This window comes from Bacillus sp. iso_77, from assembly GCF_056173625.1.
Genome location: NZ_CM149683.1, coordinates 3,140,579 through 3,156,174, shown reverse-complemented (window position 1 = coordinate 3,156,174; position 15,596 = coordinate 3,140,579). Strand labels below are relative to the sequence as shown.

Below are 15,596 nucleotides of genomic sequence, written 5' to 3'. Positions count from 1 at the left end.
TGAATAGTAAGTCTTTACGTGTGACCTCCGTTATCGGGTTTTAAGTTGGATTCAGCCATGGCTGAATCAATAAGAGTGGTAACGCGGTTGCAAGGTCAGTCGTCTCTTCCAGGAGATGGCTGGCCTTTTTATATGCTTTTATCTCATATTTGTCTGAAGATTCAAATTTAAAGGAGCTATAGAAAATGGAAAAGGAACATGTGCAGTTAAAACGAACAATGACATCAAGGCATATTATGATGCTTGCGCTTGGCGGTGCCATCGGTGCTGGTCTGTTTAAAGGAAGCAGTTCTGCCATTGATATTGCGGGTCCTGCTGTCATTTTGGCATACATGATTGGTGGTCTTATTTTATTATTTATTATGCAAGGACTTGCCGAAATGACCGTTGCACGACCTGGAGCAAGAACATTCCGTGACTTGATTGAACCTGTGTTAGGAAAGTATCCGGCCTATTTCTTAGACTGGATCTATTGGAAGATGTGGGTGCTGAACATTGCAGCAGAAGCGATTGTGTCGGCCATCTTTATTCAGTACTGGTTCCCACAAGTGCCAATCTGGATGCTTGTGTTAATCATTTCACTTGTAGTCACAATCATTAATGTTTGCTCAGTCAAAATGTTTGCTGAGACAGAGTATTGGTTGGCTTCTATTAAAATTGCTGTCATCATCTTATTTATTATCATTGGATTTACCATGCTATTTGTCTCATTCGGACAGTATGCAGCACCTGGATTGTCTAACTTAACGGATCACGGTGGATTTTTCCCAAATGGTACTGGTGGATTAATTGCAGCAATGCTGGTTGTCGTGTATTCATATGGTGGGACGGAGATGATTGGGGTCACTTTAGCAGAAACAAAAAACCCTGAAAAAGTCATCCCAAAGGCCATTCAAAGTACGTTTGTACGCATCATCGGTTTTTATGTACTACCGTTCTTTATCATTGTCAGCTTAATCCCTTGGAATCAAGTAAACAATGAGCAAGTAAGTCCATTTGTGACAGTGTTTGCAACAATCGGAGTACCGTATGCTAGTGACATTATGAATGGTATTATCTTACTAGCGATTTTGTCTTCTATGAACTCTGGCTTGTATGCTTCATCACGGGTGCTTTATACACAGGCAATGGATGGCCGTGTATGGAAAGGATTCTCCAAGCTGTCAAAACAGCAGGTGCCTGTTCGAGCCATCCTTGTATGTACATCTACCTTGTATGCAGCTGTATTGATTTCTCTTTTTGTAGGAAGTCAAACGTTTAATTACTTAATGGGCTCTTTAAGTTACACAGTTCTATTCATCTGGTTTATCATTGCCGTCGGTCATTTGAAATCTCGAAGCGTCGCACAGCCAGGCGGATATCGCGTGAAGCTGTATCCTTTCACAACGTGGTTTTCCGTTATTGCGATCATGGCCATTTTTGTCGGCGTTGTATTCAATACACCAATTGTTCAAACGCTGGTCACAATGGGCATTTATTTAATCATTACACTTTCTTTCTTTATTAACAGAAAACGGTTTGAAACAGCCGTCTAATTTATTAAAAAGCGTGCAAGACCTTCTGAAGGGTCTCGCACGCTTTTTTTAATGCTGTTTATATTGCTTGAAGTGGACAGGGGATTGAACGGGATGTGGCTTTGCCTGAAGGCCATAGCTATCCCTGACGATATAAAGCGGCCGGTCCTTGGCTTCATCGTAGATTCGGCCGATATACTCCCCGATCATGCCTAACATAAAGAGGATGATCCCGCTAAAGAATAGTTGAATGACAATTAATGAACTCCAGCCGGTGATGGTGCTGTTTGTAAATAGCTTTAAATATAAAACTAGAAACATCGAGATGAAGCCAATAGCTGAAAGGGCAATACCTGCCACGCTGGCTAGCTTTAAAGGTTTGTAAGAAAAAGATGTGATCCCATCCATCGAGAGCTTGAGCATCTTTTTGAGAGGGTACTTTGTTTCTCCTGCCAACCGCTCATCCCGAACATATTCTACCGCAATCTGTTTGAAGCCAACCCAGCTCACTAATCCGCGGACAAATGGGTTTTTCTCGCGTATTTTTCTCATTTCATGACACACTTTACGATCCATCAATCTAAAGTCGCCGGTGTCAATAGGAATATCTACTTCGGTGATTTGACGTAGCACTCGGTAGAAAAGGGAAGCCGTGTACTTTTTGAAAGCTGTTTCGCCTTTTCGTTGCGTGCGGACCGCGTATACGACCTCATAGCCTTCCTTCCATTTTTCAATCATGTCTAAAATCAATTCAGGTGGATCTTGTAAATCCGCATCAATCACTACGACAGCTTCTCCCTTTGCATAATCCATTCCCGCTGTAATGGCAATTTGATGCCCAAAGTTACGAGAAAAATCAATAAGTCTCACATGCGGATCGGTCTGGCAGTACCCTTCAATCAGTTCAGCTGTTCGATCCATACTGCCGTCATTGACGAAGAGAAGCTCATATGCTTCTCCCGTCGAATCCATGACGGTCTTGAGGCGCTGATACGATTCATGGATCACAAGTTCTTCATTATACACTGGGACTACAACAGAGTATTGTATGTTCTTTTCCATCAGTCATCGTTCCTCCCTTTTAATAGATGAATTAATCAACGGATAGTTCATAAAGAGTACCGCTCTCCATTCCGCCCATTCGTCCATTTGACTGATCATTTTGTTTTGATTGTTGGCTGTCTGAGCTGTCTGTTTGCTGATTCGTTTTGGATGTAGAGCTGTTCTGCCATTTAGAAGCAGATACTTCTTTGCCATTTTTTTGAATCCAAGTGAGAATGTCAGAGCTGCCGCCTCTCATACCAGAAAGATAGAAGTATTTGATTTTGCCGTCTTTAACGAGCTGTTTGAATTCATTAAGCGTGAGAATGTTATCAGATCCACTAAATCCACCTAATGCCATAACAGCTTTTCCTGTTTTAATAATGTAAGGCGAAGCAGTGGTTGCATCTGTTGTCCCGAATAGGAATTCTTCTCCCGTATTGTTTTTCTCCAGATAGCTGATCAGCTTTTCATTGACTTGTGAACTCATGCTGCCACTTGAAGTTGCAAGCTGAGGACCAGCCTCTGGCAGCATACTGTTTCCTCCGTAAAGAAGAGGTGTGCTTGCCCAGTATAGGGGTGCGATCAGCATCCCAAGGATGGCAATGAGAGACATGAATTGTTTTAGTTTTTCTTTCCCTTTTATCAAAAGTAGAGAAAGGATCGTTCCAATACCAATGATACCGACTGCAATGCTTAATCCAAGACCGATTGTGCTTGTAAATGTGGATAGGATAAAGATTTCAAATGCGGTTGTGACGAATATCGCAATTGGCAGTAGCCATTTTTTAAAGCCAGTTCCCGTTTGAAACAATTGAGTCATAGACACCCATCCGGCTCCTGCTAATACAGCAATTGGCGGTGCCAGCATGATTAAATAATAGTGATGGAAAAATCCTGCTACACTGAAAAATGCAGCAACAGGTATAAGCCAAGCTAACCAAAATAGTGTTTCTTTTTGTTTTGTATTGAGACGTCTTCTTTCAAAGGCTGTCGACAAGAAGATACCAATCGCACCAAAGAGCGCAAATGGAAGCAGCCAGCTGATTTGATCGGACAGTTCAGATTGGAACAGACGTAATGGCCCTTTTGTTCCTGTTCCAAACATGCCAGAACCACTTCCCATTTTTCCGCCCCCACCATTTGGCGGTCCATCACCATTACCGCCTGAAGGCATATCAGGTGGTGTTGTGCCGTTTGCACTGCTTGGTGGTCCTTGCATTGAAGGCTGTTCCTGACTGGATGGTTGGTTTGAACTGTCTGAGTTGTTTTGAGTTCCATTTGATGGCGGCTGAGGCATGGTGGAATTATTGTCATTTTGCTGATCACCTTGCTGTGAAGGTGGCTGTCCCTCACCCTGATTTGTGCCGCCTCCTCCGCCAGACTGTTGACCAGTCAACCGCTGCAGACCATTGTAACCAAAGGCTAATTCTAGTGCTGAGTTCGATTGACTTGATCCCATATAAGGACGATTGTCTTTGGAAGTGAGATCAACCGCTATAGACCATGAAGCAGATACACCTAAAAGAACAATCATTGAAATCATCAGCGATAACAACTTTTTCTTCCATGTCGTTCGATAGGCAATGATGTAAAACAGGACGAGAGCCGGTACAATCATATACGCTTGTAGCATTTTTGTATTAAAACCGACACCGATCATTGCAAAAGAAGCAATCGCCCAAAGCACTTTCTGCTGTTTTACAGCCTTGAACATCATGGCTGTTGCGAGTAAAAGAATAAAGACGAGTAAGCTGTCAATGTTATTTGTACGAGATACAGCAACTGCGATTGGTGTACACGCCATAATAAGCGCTGACAGTCTTGCAGCAGCCTGGCCAAATGTAGGTTTGACTAGGCGGTAGATTAAATAAACAGATCCAATGCCAGCTAAAGCTTGGGGTAAGATCACACTCCAACCATGCAGGCCAAAAATTTTGGCACTGATCGTTTGCAGCCAGAAGGCGAGCGGTGGTTTATCAACCGTGACATAACCTGAGGGATCGAACGAAGCAAAGAAGAAATTATGCCAGCTTTGCATCATACTTGTGACCGCCGCTGTATAATAAGCGTTCACCGTATCGTCGTTCCAAATGTTATAAATGTTTAAAATGGCAGATAAAATCAATATGAAAAATAAATAAAGATCAAATTTCTGAAAGCGTCTAATCAAAAGCTTGTCACTCCTTTTTCTTAACTTGAAAAAAGTGTAACAAGCAAATATGAATAAATTGTTAATAAAAAAAGGCCAATTCTTTATTTTTCTGTTGAATAAAAACAGCTCTAGAAAAGAGTTGTTTTGTTTAAGATGTCATCTTATTTTATGAGGAGACAGGCGGAGTTTCAGTGGTCTCTGCACTTGGTAATTGTATAATAGCGGTCGTACCTAGGCCTTGTTCAGATTGAAGAACGAACGTGCCACGATGTTTTTTTATAATTTGATAAACAATGGCTAGTCCAAGACCAGAGCCGCCATCTTTTCTTGTGCGGGCTTTATTCACTCGATAAAAACGCTCAGAAACATGAGGGAGATCTCCTTTTGGAATTCCGCTGCCTTCATCTGTAATTCTCAATTCAGCAGTTTGTTGGTGAACGAATAATTCAATCGAAATCGATTTTCCTGAAGGCGTGTAATGGATGGCATTGTCCAATAAATTACGAACGACTTGCTCAAGTCGATCGCTATCACCATAAATAATACAATCCTCTTCGAGTTCGCGGTTGAACGAGATTCTCTTTTGACTAGCAATGAATGTCATTTGATCAAGAACATCATGAATAAGCTGCGCAAAGACGATCGGCTCCATCGTTAGTGGGTAAGATTCCCCCTCTAACTGTGCGAGATCAAGAAGGTCATGTACGAGCCGGCTTAATCGTGTGGATTCGTCTTGAATAATCTGCATGCCTTTCTTTTGATCAATAATGCCTTCTTCAATTCCTTCAGCATAGCCTTTCATATAACTTAAAGGCGTTCTCAGTTCGTGGGAGACATTGGCAAGGAACTCTCTGCGATGCTGTTCAACTTTTTCTAAGGTAGAGGACAGTTTATTAAAGGAACGGCTCAGCTGATTTAACTCATCCCCTTTTTTGGTCACAGCCATGCGTTTTGAAAAATCACCAGATTCCATTTCCATTGCAATTTCTTTCATTTGATTGATCGTCCTTACGACTTTATTAGAACTTTTATATCCAATAAAGAAAATCAAAAGCAGGATAATTAAAATAGAGATGCCAAGTGTTAATCGAATTTGAACAAACGGTTCATACACATCAGATAAAGGCATAGAGAGGAAAATGGTTCCTGATAAATCATTTTTGTTTGAGAACACAGGGATGGCAATTCCGAGAATATCTTGATGAAACTGGGGGTGTTCTCTAATTAACACAACTGTTTTCCCCTGAAGAAGCTTTTGGCGTTCTTTAAACGTAATGAGGTTATCGTTTGTATTCGTATCGAAAGGAATACCGCTTGAAAGCTCCATAGGATCATCAGTAAAAATAACACTTGCCTGACTTGAGTCATTTGCCCACTTCATTCTGTCAGTAAAATATGTGTCTTTCCCGTGTTTGTGATAGATTTCTGCCAGTTTCTTTCCTTGTAAACTTAAAGAGTCAATCTGTTTATCTATATATAAATGCTGGTATAAGTAATACGTCAGGGCAAGAGCTGAGGCAGCAACGATGCCTATAACGGAAAGGATTAAGAAAAGCACTTTCCTTTTAATAGATAATGGCTTCATTTGTCCTCCTCAAACTTATAGCCGACACCCCAAACGGTCTTAATATACCGTTCCGCTTCCTTTAATTTCAGTCTTAGTGTTTTAATATGTGTATCGACTGTTCTTAAAGAGCCACTAGGTGAGTGTGATTCCCACAATTTTTGATAGAGCTGTTCACGGGAAAAGACTTGGCCTTGATTGAGCAGAAGAAACATAAGTAAATCAAATTCTCTTCTTGTTAAATTGATGGGCTCTTGCTTGAGATAGACTTGTCTGCCATCTTGATCGATCTCCAAGTCACCAATCATGATTCGACTGCGCTTTAAAGAAAGACCTCTAATTCGTCTTAATGTCGTTTCAATTCTAGCTGCAAGCTCACGTAGACTAAAAGGCTTCATGATGTAGTCGTCTGCTCCAATTTCCAGCCCCTTAATGCGATCCTCTTCATAACTTCTAGCTGTTAAAAATAAAATGGGGATTTGAGAGGTTTGCCTGATGCGCTGGCAGACTTCGAATCCATCCATATCTGGCATCATAATATCCAATACAACAAGGTCAATGGCCTCTTTTTCAAGCTGATGTAAGGCGCCCGTGCCATTATTTGCAGTTATCACGTGAAAGCCTTGTCTCTGCAAAAAGGATCCGATTAACTCAAGCATATCTAATTCATCATCTACTATTAAAATATTCATCTGTTCTTTCATTTCTTTTCCTCCAACATGATAGCATAAGGTCCTGCTGGGATGTTCAGTCGGTTCTTCAACATAAATGTATGTTTGTCGATGACGGATACTGAATTGTCATCTAAGTTGCTGACATATATAGATGAGGAATCAGCAGTGATATAATTCGGATTTTGACCGGTCTCAACAGAGGAAAGCAGTTTGTTTTTCTCGGTATTTACTTTATATAGTGTATGGTCTCCATGACATAATACATATAAAGTAGAAGAGTTTTTTTCTGAAAAAAATGCGACTGGCATAACACCTAGTTTGATTTCTCGCTGTTTCTTACCTGTTTTAGGGTCGTAAGCAAAAATGCTCTTATTTAATGTGCCCGGTTTACCGTGTCCTCCAACCCAAATGGAATGCCCATCAAAATGAATGCCAGATGGCCGTTCTAGTACGGAAATCGTTCGTATCTTTTTTTTCTTTTCAATATCAATGACTGAAACAGAATGACTTTTTGCATTTAAAACAAACAACGTTCCTGAAGAAGACAACGCCATAGAAGAGGGTAATGTCCCGGTCTTCACAGTTGCTTTTATTTTCTTGTGCACTGTATCGATAAAATAAACGACATTTTTCTCTGAATCGGTCACAAGTAAAGTGTTGGTATCCGCATCATACGCAAGTGAGGTCAGACCTTTATTCACATCCATATAGTCCGTTGCTGTTCCTTTTTTTAAATTGATTTCTATAAGAGATTGTCCTTCCTTACTTGATGCAATGATCACGTCTTTGTTGATGTGAACAAGATCAGTGAGAGGATGTTTTAAATCAACGGAAGAGACAATTTCATTTTTTTGTAAATCAACGATTGAAAAGGAGGCTTTTTTTAGTTGAGAAATGACAGCAATTGATTGAGAGCTGCCAGGGGGCGTAAATTGCTGGTCTTTTCCGCAGCCTGCTAGGAAAAATAGTAGAGCTGACAAGCATATTAAAAAATATTTCACTCGTTTCATCCTTCTGCTCCTTTGGTGCTCTATTTTCAAAAAGCATAACACAAAAATTGTGAAAAAAAATCGAAGTTATGAATGCTGGAAGATATGAAAAGAAGTTTTTAGGTGGGGAAGTAGAGGTAAATGAAAGCTGAAATTTCTTTTTCGTTTATTCATATGACATTTTTTCATGAGTAAAAGATCATTTTCACAGTTTGATCATTGTATCCATAATCGGTTACAGTAACAAATAATCATAGCTCCCCCGCCCTAAATAGAGCGAAGGGAGTCATTAAGCAGAGTGTTCAGATGAATGAGAAGTGGGTTTCGTTTTTAGACGATGAGAGAGGAGGAAACCAAGAATACCTGCGCCCATTAATATGATAAATAAAGATTGAAAACCACTTAATATACCAATTAAAGTAGATGAAATGATACTTCCGAAATATCTAAAGGTAGAAAAAATCCCAGATGCAGAGCCGGATAAACTCTGATCAACAGATGTTAAAGAAGCCATCTGCATGCTAGTCATGCCAATACCTGATGAGACCCCCCCAGCGACTAATGTGATGATAAGGAGTGGTAAATTTGGGTAGCTGCTTAGTGTGATCAGCATAACACCTGATAAAGTAAGACAGAGAAATGAAAATCGAATCATTTTTTTGGCGCCTTTTATTGGATGGAGCTTTGCCCCGAGTAATCCACTAATAGACATACAGAGTGAAAAGATCGAAAGGAAAATCCCGCTTTGTGTATGAGAAAGCGCAAGTTTTTGCTCCATAAACAGCGGCATAATGAGAAGAATCGCGTACATCACAAAATTACTAAGCATGATAGAAAGGTTAGCGTTCGTAAAGGTACTGTTTTTAAATAATGTCAAATCAATGATGGGATTTGTAACTTTCCGTACGTGTTTGAAAAATAAAGGAATGGAAATGACCGCTAGAACGCCATAGATCATGTATTCGTTTAATAATTGGCTTTTAGTAAACAAAATGAGTGTGGCGATCCCGATTGTTAAGTATAACGAACCGATGATATCTACATTGGCTTGTAAACGCGTATGTTTCATCTTCGGAATCATAAAAACGCCTGTCACAAGTGTGAGAATCAAAAATGGTATATTCACTAGGAAAATGGAATGCCAGTCAAAGCTCTGAATGAGAATAGAGCCGATAAAAGGTCCAAGTGCGGCACCAATTCCCGCTCCAAAACCGAAAAAACCCATAGTTTTAGAAAGCTTTTCATGTGATACTGTTGCTCGAATTAAAGCAATGCTGTTCGGTGTTAATATAGCTCCGCCTGCCGCTTGAATTGATCGGAAGCTAATAAGAAAAGCAAGATTAGGTGCGAAAGCACATCCAATGGAGCCAATCAAAAAGAGTATCACACCGGCTAAATACATGCTGCGGTGGCCGTATATATCTCCCAGCTTACCCGCAATAGGTTGAGTGACTGCCATGACAATTAGATAAATCGTGACCACCCAAGTAATGTTTGATATGGATTGATCGTAATAAGTTGATATGGATGATAGAGCGACTGCGATCATGGTTGAATTGACTGGAACTAAAATAGCTCCAAGCAGCAAAGAATAAATGATCAAGTTCTCTTTTTTAAGATTCAATGTGTTTACCACCTTTGTAAAAAAGAAGAATTTCACCCAATTAAGTGGGGGAAATTCCTCTCATGAAAATGTGTGTGCATGTCTCAATAAAGTCTTCTTTTTGTGTTAAAACAAGCTGAATGTCTTGCTCTAGCTGTTGAATGAAAAAGCCAAAATACGTGCTAATAAATATATCAGCATAGATGTCTTCTTTTCCTTCTAATACACGATGCTGAGCACTCATTTTTTTGAAATAATGAATCAGCATGTCTCTCAATTCTTGAGGATAAATTTTTTCATGGTCTGTTAAATCTTTAAACATAGCGGGTTCTCTCATGCTGATATAGATAAATTCTTTTTTTGAAGTCAAATCTTCAAGGAAATAGCTACCGAGAAATTTTAAATCGGTGTATAAATCGTCTTTAAATTCAGCTTCAAGGGTTTTGGTCGGTGTTGATTTCATTTTCATAATGGCAGCAATCACGCCGCGTTTGTTTTTAAAGTTACGAAAAATTGTCGCTTCACTTACATTCGCTTTTGTCGCAATTTCTTTTGTCGTTGTTTTTTGATAGCCCTTTTCAGACAATAATTCCATTGTTGCGCGAATGATCCGCTGATTTGTTGATTTTAACAAGCATACTCACCTCAGGTTATGAATGTGTTTGCAACAAAGTAAGTATACCGATAAAATCTGTGACCGCCAATATGATCCAAACAGTGACGACTATGCCCGTGAATGCTGATTTAATAACTGGATACGCCCATTGGCTCCATCTACTGTCACGAGGTCACCAGATTTTAGTTTTTCAGTTGCGATCCGTGTACCTAAGACAGCAGGTATCATATATTCTCTAGCGATAATAGCGGAATGGGACAAAATGCCGCCAGAATCGGTGATGACTGCTTTTGCGTCTCTAAATAAGCTGGTCCATAAAGGTGTCGTTGTTTTACAAACTAAAATGTCATCTTTCTCAAATTGTGAAAATTCATCAGCAGATGTAATGACTCTGACTCTTCCGGAAGTAATGCCGCTAGATGCACCAATTCCATAGATTGCATCGTCTGTGTTGTTTTCATTTTCCCTTAGCGAACCGAGCATTCTTTCTACTTGCTGCAATTCAGCTTCAGAAGGCGTTCCTGTATAAGCTGGTGGTTGGATGGATTCATTTTCCTTCATTTCAATTTTTCTTTGCTGAATGATCGAATCGTATGTGGTCGAAGTTGTGAGCGCATTGAGTACTTCATCATCGTAAAGATACCAAAGGTCTTCTTGATGAGGGATCGCTCCTTTTTGAACAAGAAGTTCACCAATTTTTAAGAGATAGAGTCTCGCTTTTGCATCTAACATGGCATCAATGTAAAAGTGATGATCATCTCGAATATTGGCTGCATGGAGTGCAAAATGATAAAGTTCCTCAAATTTTGTTTTAAACGCTTCATCTGTCACTTGACTGATAAACTGTTCATACGTTTCTTGCCTTTTGATCACGGCTTGTGCAAATTCTTCATCAAAATCAGATTGATACCGAATGTTGTTTCTAATGATGTCCAAGACAAATTCAGGATTTTCCACCCATGTTTCCTCTGTGAAATCATGGCTTTTAACAGACCGCCAACCATAGACTTGGAGAAAAGCTTCTACGTCGGAAATGAAGTTTTTTCCTTTATCTGTGTGATTGAGGGCAAATAATAGTTCAGCATTCGTTGAATGATCTTTAAATGCCTGAAGAAGCTCGGAATCTTGAAGAACGTCTTTTGCCAAGTGAGATAGCTTTTGATCTGTTTCAAGAGACTTGTTCATCACACCTATCATCATTTCATGCAGCAGAACGACTTGTGTTTGATCCCCAGTATATGTGACAAGCATGTCTTCAATGATCGCTGATAGAATGACTTGAGGTATGACAATATCAAAATGGTCGTCATACGCTCTTAGATAAATCTCCTTTAATTCTTGAAAGCCATTAATGGCTTCCTCAATTGTTAGCGGTTGAGTGATTTGCTGATCAAGTTTTTCGTATAATGGGAACAAGTTTTGCTTTAAAATGCGATACATTCTTTCGCTTAAACGAGGAAACATTTCGAATAGGCTCTCGTCAAAAACTGGTTCCTCTGACGCTTCTGGCATAGACGGTGAAGAATACAAATGACCTCTATAAAGCTTGATATCTTTAATATTAAGGTCTGGTACTTGATACTTCTCTCCGTTTTTCTTCATCCCGTTTTTTAAAGCAGGTATGATCAAACTTGAAAAAAGAGGACTTGTGGGTCCAGGCATATGATCGTCCATTGAGATCCAGAAGTCTTGCAGCTCTTCAGGTTTCATTTGAAAGGCTGCACCTGAGGAGCCATTTGCTGTATTGGAAAAAGAAGCAGTAATCGGTCTTGCTTGAAGTAAATAAAAAGTACCATCTGACATGCCGAATTCGATATCTACTCCATGTCCATAAAGTTCTTCTACTTGTTTTGTCATTTTCGTGATTTGGATCAATTGATCATCTCGAAGACAAAATTGGCCAGCCATCTCCTCACCTACGGGTTGTTCAATGACGCCCTCTTGACAGGGGACAATTTGCACCTCTTTTGTTCCTAGTGATTTTTCAATAGAGTACGTTTCTTTGTTTACAATAAATGTATCTGGCGTCACAAGGCCGGAGACGATGGCTTCTCCTAGTCCATAGCTTGCAGTCATCATGACTTCGTTTGTTTTTCCTGATACAGGATTCTCACTAAAGATGACACCAGAGATGTCAGAATGGATCAATCCTTGTACAACAACAGCCATGAGTGGCATCTCTTCCTCGTTCTCAATCATTTCTTCCTTATATTCTGCGACTCTTGCTGCGAAGTAAGACGACCAACATTCTTTGACGGCTTGCAAGAATTCTTCATTTGTTTTGATATTTAAATAGGTCTCGTATTGACCTGCAAAGGAGGCGCCTTCGAGATCTTCCGCAACAGAAGAGGATCGCACTGCAACGGATGGATATGTTTTCAACAATGATTGAAAGGATGAAAGTAATTCTGTCTCCATTTGTGAAGGAAACGAAGCTTCTGTGATTTTTCGGGCAAGGTTTTGATCAGTTGGATGGAAATTGTGATATGAAAGAAAGCTTGCAAAGCTGTTCGTTTTAATAATAAATCCATCTGGAACTGGCAGTCCGTGATTGTTTAATTTAATTAAATTCACGCCTTTTGCCCCTGCGAGTGATGCGGATTCTTCAGCCGCATGAAATAATACTGAATACATGGGAATGCCCCCTTATCCAAATAGCCAATGGTTTCATTTGTCTCTTTTTGTTTTTAAAATGATAGTGCGCACTATCATTTTCATCATAGAATTTATTGGATGTAACTGTCAAAGACGTAAAGACCTATCTTTAGAAAGGGGACGTTTTCACTAATTTTCCTCCTCATCTATATCAAAAGTCTTCAACCGAGAAGAAAAAAGCTGAAATTGAAAACTGTGAATTGTTCATTATGCCAATCTTTACTATAATCAAGGGAGTAGACCATGTAGAGGGAGGGTTTTTGTGATTACAAAAGCCATATTTGCACTTGTTTTTCCTTTCTTGCTCGTTATTTTATTTTCAAAGGTTACTTATAATCATTACGTTGGCATTGCATTAACAGCAGCGCTTTTATTTGCTTCGTATATGAAAGGCTATACAGAAACCTACTTTATCGTAGGATTAGATATTATTTCTTTAGTGGCCGGGGCATTGTTTATGGCTAAGAAAGAAGTCGAAAAAAGAGAGAAGGCTGAAAAACATCATTGATGTGATCCCTCTTGATGAAAAGAAAATGTTTTTGATTGCAGGAGCTGTGCTTACGATTCTAGTGAGTGCAGCTTTCTTTTTTGTGGTTTTTCTGCTGATCGAATATCTCGCTCCAAAATGTTCCATACTGAAAGGAAGGTTTCTTTAGAGGGTTATGAGTCACGGCAGAGAGGGTATGGTTGTATTGGAAATAAAAATCAAGTCAGACACGAACTTTAGTTCGTATTTTTGTGTTCTTTTATGATAATATATTCATTAGATAGATTTCGTAACGAAACGGAGGCTTTGATGTGAGTGACCGCTTTGAATTAGTTTCTAACTATCAGCCCCAAGGGGATCAGCCAAAAGCCATTGAAAAGCTTGTGGAGGGCATCCATCAGGGGAAACAGCATCAAACGCTGTTAGGTGCTACAGGTACGGGAAAGACCTTTACTGTATCCAACCTGATCAAAGAAGTGAACAAACCAACACTTGTCATTGCGCATAACAAGACACTTGCCGGACAATTATACAGCGAGTTTAAGGAATTCTTTCCGAATAATGCTGTTGAATATTTTGTGAGTTATTATGATTATTACCAGCCTGAGGCGTATGTGCCTCAAACTGATACATTTATTGAAAAGGATGCCAGCATTAATGATGAGATCGATAAGCTAAGGCACTCCGCCACATCCTCATTATTTGAGCGAAGAGATGTCATCATCATTGCCAGTGTGTCCTGTATTTATGGCTTAGGTTCTCCTGAAGAATACAGAGAGCTTGTGCTGTCTTTACGAACTGAAATGGAAATTGAACGCAATCAGCTGCTGCGTAAGCTTGTGGATATTCAGTATTCTCGTAATGATATAGATTTTCAGCGCGGAACCTTCAGAGTTCGAGGAGACGTCGTTGAAATTTTTCCTGCTTCACGAGATGAGCATTGTATCAGAGTGGAGTTTTTCGGTGATGAAATTGAACGTATTCGTGAAGTAGATGCTCTCACTGGAGAAATTCTCGGTGATCGTGACCACGTTGCTATTTTCCCAGCATCTCACTTCGTCACAAGAGAAGAAAAGATGGAAAAAGCGATTATTAATATTGAAAAAGAGCTTGAGGAACAGTTGGAAAAGCTTCGTGAAAACGGAAAACTGCTTGAAGCACAGCGTCTTGAGCAGCGGACAAGGTATGACCTTGAGATGATGAGAGAGATGGGCTTTTGTTCAGGGATTGAGAACTACTCAAGACATCTCACCTTACGTCCGCCCGGTTCAACACCTTACACATTGCTTGATTATTTTCCGGATGATTTTATGATTGTTGTCGATGAGTCACACGTGACCATCCCGCAAATTCGCGCCATGTACAATGGGGACCAGGCAAGAAAACAAGTGCTTGTTGATCACGGATTCCGTCTGCCGTCAGCACTTGATAATAGACCACTCACATTTGATGAGTTTGAAAAGCACATTAACCATATTGTGCATGTATCCGCAACACCTGGCCCATACGAGCTTGAGAAAACGCCAGAGGTCGTGGAACAAATTATTCGTCCAACCGGTTTGCTTGATCCAATCATTGAAGTCCGTCCGATTGAAGGACAAATCGATGACTTAATTGGGGAAATTCATGCAAGGGTTGAGAAAAATGAGCGTGTGCTTGTGACGACTTTAACGAAGAAAATGTCTGAGGATCTGACAGATTATCTGAAAGAAATCGGAATCAAGGTCAATTATCTGCACTCAGAAATTAAGACACTAGAGCGGATTGAGATTATTCGTGATTTACGTCTCGGAAAATATGATGTGCTTGTTGGGATCAACCTTCTTCGAGAAGGTTTGGATATTCCAGAGGTGTCGCTCGTGGCGATTTTAGATGCGGATAAAGAAGGCTTTTTACGTTCAGAAAGATCCCTCATCCAGACGATTGGCCGTGCTGCAAGAAATGCAGAAGGCCGGGTTATTATGTATGCAGACAATATGACGAAATCAATGGACATTGCCATACAAGAAACAAAGCGGAGACGTGAGCAGCAAGAAGCGTATAATGAGAAATTTGGTATCACTCCGCAAACGATCCATAAGAAGATTCGAGATGTGATCAAGGCAACAAAAGTACATGAGGATTCGGAAGAATACGAAACAAAAGCAGCACCAAAGTTGTCAAAAATGAGCAAAAAAGAACGAGAAAAAGTGATCGAAAACATCGAGATGGAAATGAAAGATGCAGCAAAAGCGCTTGATTTTGAAAAAGCAGCAGAATTAAGAGATCTATTGCTAGAGCTAAAAGCGGAAGGATGAA

11 protein-coding genes and 1 other annotated feature (1 of these 12 cut by a window edge) are annotated in these 15,596 nt (G+C 40.0%); of the genes, 3 read left to right on the top strand and 8 right to left on the bottom strand.

Annotated elements, in window-relative coordinates; all coding sequences use genetic code 11:
- Window positions 1–110, top strand: a binding site (T-box leader) (it extends 115 nt beyond the left edge of the window).
- A gap of 75 nt (window positions 111–185) precedes the next feature.
- A complete protein-coding gene (locus tag AC0VYC_RS16290; protein ID WP_440147767.1) occupies window positions 186–1,535 on the top strand; it encodes an amino acid permease in 1,350 nt (449 codons plus the stop codon).
- A 48-nt stretch (window positions 1,536–1,583) separates the two neighbouring features.
- On the opposite strand, the gene AC0VYC_RS16285 is transcribed toward AC0VYC_RS16290, so the two are convergent.
- The 8 genes from AC0VYC_RS16285 to AC0VYC_RS16250 form a co-directional block, all read right to left on the bottom strand.
- Window positions 1,584–2,576 carry a glycosyltransferase family 2 protein gene (locus tag AC0VYC_RS16285; protein WP_268373193.1) on the bottom strand — a complete coding sequence of 331 codons (993 nt, stop codon included), beginning with the start codon at window positions 2,574–2,576 and terminating at the stop codon, window positions 1,584–1,586.
- Window positions 2,577–2,607: 31 nt separating this feature from the next.
- Window positions 2,608–4,728 (bottom strand): ArnT family glycosyltransferase, encoded by a 2,121-nt coding sequence (locus AC0VYC_RS16280; protein ID WP_268373195.1) that lies wholly within the window; start codon window positions 4,726–4,728, stop codon window positions 2,608–2,610.
- Window positions 4,729–4,876: 148 nt separating this feature from the next.
- Complete coding sequence (locus AC0VYC_RS16275) at window positions 4,877–6,295, bottom strand: HAMP domain-containing sensor histidine kinase (protein ID WP_047945637.1); 1,419 nt, start codon at window positions 6,293–6,295, stop codon at window positions 4,877–4,879.
- Window positions 6,292–6,978 carry a response regulator transcription factor gene (locus tag AC0VYC_RS16270; protein WP_025208049.1) on the bottom strand — a complete coding sequence of 229 codons (687 nt, stop codon included), beginning with the start codon at window positions 6,976–6,978 and terminating at the stop codon, window positions 6,292–6,294. Before AC0VYC_RS16270 ends, AC0VYC_RS16275 begins: the two co-directional genes overlap by 4 nt.
- Window positions 6,975–7,958 (bottom strand): YncE family protein, encoded by a 984-nt coding sequence (locus tag AC0VYC_RS16265; RefSeq protein ID WP_203143716.1) that lies wholly within the window; start codon window positions 7,956–7,958, stop codon window positions 6,975–6,977. Before AC0VYC_RS16265 ends, AC0VYC_RS16270 begins: the two co-directional genes overlap by 4 nt.
- A 268-nt stretch (window positions 7,959–8,226) precedes the next feature.
- Window positions 8,227–9,561, bottom strand: a complete 1,335-nt coding sequence (locus AC0VYC_RS16260; RefSeq protein WP_335350571.1) for an MFS transporter — start codon at window positions 9,559–9,561, stop codon at window positions 8,227–8,229.
- 40 nt (window positions 9,562–9,601) lie between these two features.
- Complete coding sequence (locus tag AC0VYC_RS16255) at window positions 9,602–10,174, bottom strand: TetR/AcrR family transcriptional regulator (RefSeq protein ID WP_008348201.1); 573 nt, start codon at window positions 10,172–10,174, stop codon at window positions 9,602–9,604.
- A gap of 90 nt (window positions 10,175–10,264) precedes the next feature.
- Complete coding sequence (locus tag AC0VYC_RS16250) at window positions 10,265–12,790, bottom strand: PEP/pyruvate-binding domain-containing protein (protein ID WP_335350572.1); 2,526 nt, start codon at window positions 12,788–12,790, stop codon at window positions 10,265–10,267.
- Between the two features lie 283 nt (window positions 12,791–13,073).
- On the opposite strand from AC0VYC_RS16250, the gene AC0VYC_RS16245 reads away from it, so the two are divergent.
- Together AC0VYC_RS16245 and uvrB are read left to right on the top strand one after the other, a co-directional pair.
- Complete coding sequence (locus tag AC0VYC_RS16245) at window positions 13,074–13,319, top strand: CsbA family protein (protein ID WP_008348197.1); 246 nt, start codon at window positions 13,074–13,076, stop codon at window positions 13,317–13,319.
- Between the two features lie 290 nt (window positions 13,320–13,609).
- On the top strand, window positions 13,610–15,595 hold the full coding sequence (gene uvrB, locus AC0VYC_RS16240) for an excinuclease ABC subunit UvrB (protein ID WP_025208044.1): 1,986 nt from the start codon (window positions 13,610–13,612) through the stop codon (window positions 15,593–15,595).
- Window position 15,596: the final 1 nt, after the last annotated feature.

What these genes read in the sequence shown, in the direction of transcription:
- AC0VYC_RS16275 (WP_047945637.1), bottom strand. Translation starts at nt 6,295, where the DNA reads ATGAAGCCATTATCTATTAAAAGGAAAGTGCTTTTCTTAATCCTTTCC.
- AC0VYC_RS16250 (WP_335350572.1), bottom strand. Translation starts at nt 12,790, where the DNA reads ATGTATTCAGTATTATTTCATGCGGCTGAAGAATCCGCATCACTCGCA.
- AC0VYC_RS16290 (WP_440147767.1), top strand. Translation starts at nt 186, where the DNA reads ATGGAAAAGGAACATGTGCAGTTAAAACGAACAATGACATCAAGGCAT.
- AC0VYC_RS16265 (WP_203143716.1), bottom strand. Translation starts at nt 7,958, where the DNA reads ATGAAACGAGTGAAATATTTTTTAATATGCTTGTCAGCTCTACTATTT.
- AC0VYC_RS16270 (WP_025208049.1), bottom strand. Translation starts at nt 6,978, where the DNA reads ATGAAAGAACAGATGAATATTTTAATAGTAGATGATGAATTAGATATG.
- AC0VYC_RS16285 (WP_268373193.1), bottom strand. Translation starts at nt 2,576, where the DNA reads ATGGAAAAGAACATACAATACTCTGTTGTAGTCCCAGTGTATAATGAA.